This window comes from Streptomyces mesophilus, from assembly GCF_011044995.1.
Taxonomy (GTDB): domain Bacteria; phylum Actinomycetota; class Actinomycetes; order Streptomycetales; family Streptomycetaceae; genus Streptomyces; species Streptomyces mesophilus.
In genome coordinates this window covers 1-5,047 of the sequence record NZ_JAAKZW010000366.1, presented here as the reverse complement: position 1 = coordinate 5,047, position 5,047 = coordinate 1, and the positions used below count along the sequence as shown (strand labels likewise).

Below are 5,047 nucleotides of genomic sequence, written 5' to 3'. Positions count from 1 at the left end.
AACACAGTGGACGCGAGCAACTGAGGACAAGCCCTCGGCCTATTAGTACCGGTCAGCTCCACCCTTTACAGGGCTTCCACATCCGGCCTATCAACCCAGTCGTCTACTGGGAGCCTTAACCCCTCAAAGGGGGTGGGAATACTCATCTCGAAGCAGGCTTCCCGCTTAGATGCTTTCAGCGGTTATCCTTTCCGAACGTAGCCAACCAGCCATGCACCTGGCGGTACAACTGGCACACCAGAGGTTCGTCCGTCCCGGTCCTCTCGTACTAGGGACAGCCCTTCTCAATATTCCTACGCGCACAGAGGATAGGGACCGAACTGTCTCACGACGTTCTAAACCCAGCTCGCGTACCGCTTTAATGGGCGAACAGCCCAACCCTTGGGACCGACTCCAGCCCCAGGATGCGACGAGCCGACATCGAGGTGCCAAACCATCCCGTCGATATGGACTCTTGGGGAAGATCAGCCTGTTATCCCCGGGGTACCTTTTATCCGTTGAGCGACGGCGCTTCCACAAGCCACCGCCGGATCACTAGTCCCGACTTTCGTCCCTGCTCGACCCGTCGGTCTCACAGTCAAGCTCCCTTGTGCACTTACACTCAACACCTGATTGCCAACCAGGCTGAGGGAACCTTTGGGCGCCTCCGTTACTCTTTGGGAGGCAACCGCCCCAGTTAAACTACCCATCAGACACTGTCCCTGATCCGGATCACGGACCGAGGTTAGACATCCAGCACGACCAGACTGGTATTTCAACGACGACTCCCCAACCACTGGCGTGGCTGGTTCAAAGTCTCCCAGCTATCCTACACAAGCCGAACCGAACACCAATATCAAACTGTAGTAAAGGTCCCGGGGTCTTTCCGTCCTTCTGCGCGAAACGAGCATCTTTACTCGTAGTGCAATTTCACCGGGCCTATGGTTGAGACAGTCGAGAAGTCGTTACGCCATTCGTGCAGGTCGGAACTTACCCGACAAGGAATTTCGCTACCTTAGGATGGTTATAGTTACCACCGCCGTTTACTGGCGCTTAAGTTCTCAGCTTCGCCCAACCGAAGTTGGACTAACCGGTCCCCTTAACGTTCCAGCACCGGGCAGGCGTCAGTCCGTATACATCGCCTTACGGCTTCGCACGGACCTGTGTTTTTAGTAAACAGTCGCTTCTCGCTGGTCTCTGCGGCCACCCCCAGCTCAGAGAGTAAATCTCATCACCAGGAATGGCCCCCCTTCTCCCGAAGTTACGGGGGCATTTTGCCGAGTTCCTTAACCATAGTTCACCCGAACGCCTCGGTATTCTCTACCTGACCACCTGAGTCGGTTTAGGGTACGGGCCGCCATGAAACTCGCTAGAGGCTTTTCTCGACAGCATAGGATCATCCACTTCACCACAATCGGCTCGGCATCAGGTCTCAGCCTTAATGTGTGACGGATTTGCCTATCACACGGCCTACACCCTTACCCCGGGACTACCACCGCCCGGGCTGGACTACCTTCCTGCGTCACCCCATCGCTTACCTACTACCACCTTGGATCGCCGGCTCCACCACTTTCCTTTCCCCGAAGGGTCCGGAACGGCTTCACGGGCTTAGCATCAGAGGATTCAGTATTGGGCGTTTCAAAGCGGGTACCGGAATATCAACCGGTTGTCCATCGACTACGCCTGTCGGCCTCGCCTTAGGTCCCGACTTACCCTGGGCAGATCAGCTTGACCCAGGAACCCTTAGTCAATCGGCGCACACGTTTCTCACGTGTGTATCGCTACTCATGCCTGCATTCTCACTCGTGAACCGTCCACAACTCGCTTCCGCGGCTGCTTCACCCGGCACACGACGCTCCCCTACCCATCCACACAGGCGTTGGCCCTATTGTGTGAATGACACGACTTCGGCGGTACGCTTGAGCCCCGCTACATTGTCGGCGCGGAATCACTAGACCAGTGAGCTATTACGCACTCTTTCAAGGGTGGCTGCTTCTAAGCCAACCTCCTGGTTGTCTGTGCGACTCCACATCCTTTCCCACTTAGCGTACGCTTAGGGGCCTTAGTCGATGCTCTGGGCTGTTTCCCTCTCGACCATGGAGCTTATCCCCCACAGTCTCACTGCCGTGCTCTCACTTACCGGCATTCGGAGTTTGGCTAAGGTCAGTAACCCGGTAGGGCCCATCGCCTATCCAGTGCTCTACCTCCGGCAAGAAACACACGACGCTGCACCTAAATGCATTTCGGGGAGAACCAGCTATCACGGAGTTTGATTGGCCTTTCACCCCTAACCACAGGTCATCCCCCAAGTTTTCAACCTTGGTGGGTTCGGTCCTCCACGACCTCTTACAGCCGCTTCAACCTGCCCATGGCTAGATCACTCCGCTTCGGGTCTAGAGCGTGCAACTCAATCGCCCTATTCGGACTCGCTTTCGCTACGGCTTCCCCACACGGGTTAACCTCGCTACACACCGCTAACTCGCAGGCTCATTCTTCAAAAGGCACGCAGTCACGACGCATTGAGTAAACTCAATGCGCGACGCTCCCACGGCTTGTAGGCACACGGTTTCAGGTACTATTTCACTCCGCTCCCGCGGTACTTTTCACCATTCCCTCACGGTACTATCCGCTATCGGTCACCAGGGAATATTTAGGCTTAGCGGGTGGTCCCGCCAGATTCACACGGGATTTCTCGGGCCCCGTGCTACTTGGGTGTCTCTCAAACGAGCCGTTGACGTTTCGACTACGGGGGTCTTACCCTCTACGCCGGACCTTTCGCATGTCCTTCGTCTACATCAACGGTTTCTGACTCGTCTCACAGCCGGCAGACTGTGAAAGAGAGATCCCACAACCCCGTATACGCAACCCCTGCCGGGTCTCACACGTATACGGTTTGGCCTCATCCGGTTTCGCTCGCCACTACTCCCGGAATCACGGTTGTTTTCTCTTCCTGAGGGTACTGAGATGTTTCACTTCCCCTCGTTCCCTCCACACTGCCTATGTGTTCAGCAGTGGGTGACAGCCCATGACGACTGCCGGGTTTCCCCATTCGGAAACCCCCGGATCAAAGCCTGGTTGACGGCTCCCCGGGGACTATCGTGGCCTCCCACGTCCTTCATCGGTTCCTGGTGCCAAGGCATCCACCGTGCGCCCTTAAAAACTTGGCCACAGATGCTCGCGTCCACTGTGCAGTTCTCAAACAACGACCAACCACCCATCACCCTGACCTACTGGTCAAGTTCACTGGGGCCGGCATCCCGAAGGACAGGCAAAAGCCCGTACCTTCAGATACCCAACAACGTGCCCGGCACAGCCAGTTGATCAGATCCGCTTTCCACGCCCGAAGGCAGTACTCACATTCATCTCGAACTGTCTGTGCCGAATAGTCAACGTTCCACCCATGAGCAACCAGCATCAGACATTCGCTGATGTACTGGCCTCTGACCAGCAACCCGAGGGTTGTTGGTGAGAAGTGCTCCTTAGAAAGGAGGTGATCCAGCCGCACCTTCCGGTACGGCTACCTTGTTACGACTTCGTCCCAATCGCTGGTCCCACCTTCGACAGCTCCCTCCCACAAGGGGTTGGGCCACCGGCTTCGGGTGTTACCGACTTTCGTGACGTGACGGGCGGTGTGTACAAGGCCCGGGAACGTATTCACCGCAGCAATGCTGATCTGCGATTACTAGCAACTCCGACTTCATGGGGTCGAGTTGCAGACCCCAATCCGAACTGAGACCGGCTTTTTGAGATTCGCTCCACCTTGCGGTATCGCAGCTCATTGTACCGGCCATTGTAGCACGTGTGCAGCCCAAGACATAAGGGGCATGATGACTTGACGTCGTCCCCACCTTCCTCCGAGTTGACCCCGGCGGTCTCCCGTGAGTCCCCAACCTTCCGAAGAAGTTGCTGGCAACACGGGACAAGGGTTGCGCTCGTTGCGGGACTTAACCCAACATCTCACGACACGAGCTGACGACAGCCATGCACCACCTGTCACCCGACCACAAGGGGGGCACTATCTCTAATGCTTTCCGGGTGATGTCAAGCCTTGGTAAGGTTCTTCGCGTTGCGTCGAATTAAGCCACATGCTCCGCTGCTTGTGCGGGCCCCCGTCAATTCCTTTGAGTTTTAGCCTTGCGGCCGTACTCCCCAGGCGGGGAACTTAATGCGTTAGCTGCGGCACCGACGACGTGGAATGTCGCCAACACCTAGTTCCCACCGTTTACGGCGTGGACTACCAGGGTATCTAATCCTGTTCGCTCCCCACGCTTTCGCTCCTCAGCGTCAGTAATGGCCCAGAGATCCGCCTTCGCCACCGGTGTTCCTCCTGATATCTGCGCATTTCACCGCTACACCAGGAATTCCGATCTCCCCTACCACACTCTAGCCAGCCCGTATCGAATGCAGAACCGGGGTTAAGCCCCGGTCTTTCACACCCGACGCGACTGGCCGCCTACGAGCTCTTTACGCCCAATAATTCCGGACAACGCTTGCGCCCTACGTATTACCGCGGCTGCTGGCACGTAGTTAGCCGGCGCTTCTTCTGCAGGTACCGTCACTTTCGCTTCTTCCCTGCTGAAAGAGGTTTACAACCCGAAGGCCGTCATCCCTCACGCGGCGTCGCTGCATCAGGCTTTCGCCCATTGTGCAATATTCCCCACTGCTGCCTCCCGTAGGAGTCTGGGCCGTGTCTCAGTCCCAGTGTGGCCGGTCGCCCTCTCAGGCCGGCTACCCGTCGTCGCCTTGGTAGGCCATTACCCCACCAACAAGCTGATAGGCCGCGGGCTCATCCTTCACCGCCGGAGCTTTTAACCTGCTGCCATGAGGCAGCAGGTGTTATCCGGTATTAGACCCCGTTTCCAGGGCTTGTCCCAGAGTGAAGGGCAGATTGCCCACGTGTTACTCACCCGTTCGCCACTAATCCCCGCCCGAAAGCGGTTCATCGTTCGACTTGCATGTGTTAAGCACGCCGCCAGCGTTCGTCCTGAGCCAGGATCAAACTCTCCGTGAATGTTTACCCGTAATCGGGTGAGCATCCGCGTTGAGCGGGACAGTCAGCGGAATAAGC

The 5,047-nt window shown here is 56.9% G+C and carries 2 rRNA genes; both read right to left on the bottom strand.

From position 1 onward, the window contains the following. Positions 1–22: 22 nt before the first annotated feature. Positions 23–3,146 (bottom strand): 23S ribosomal RNA (locus tag G6045_RS39175). A 316-nt stretch (positions 3,147–3,462) separates the two neighbouring features. Beyond that, positions 3,463–4,990, bottom strand: a 16S ribosomal RNA gene (locus G6045_RS39170). Together the 16S and 23S rRNA genes form the textbook arrangement of a ribosomal RNA operon. Positions 4,991–5,047 lie beyond the last annotated feature (57 nt).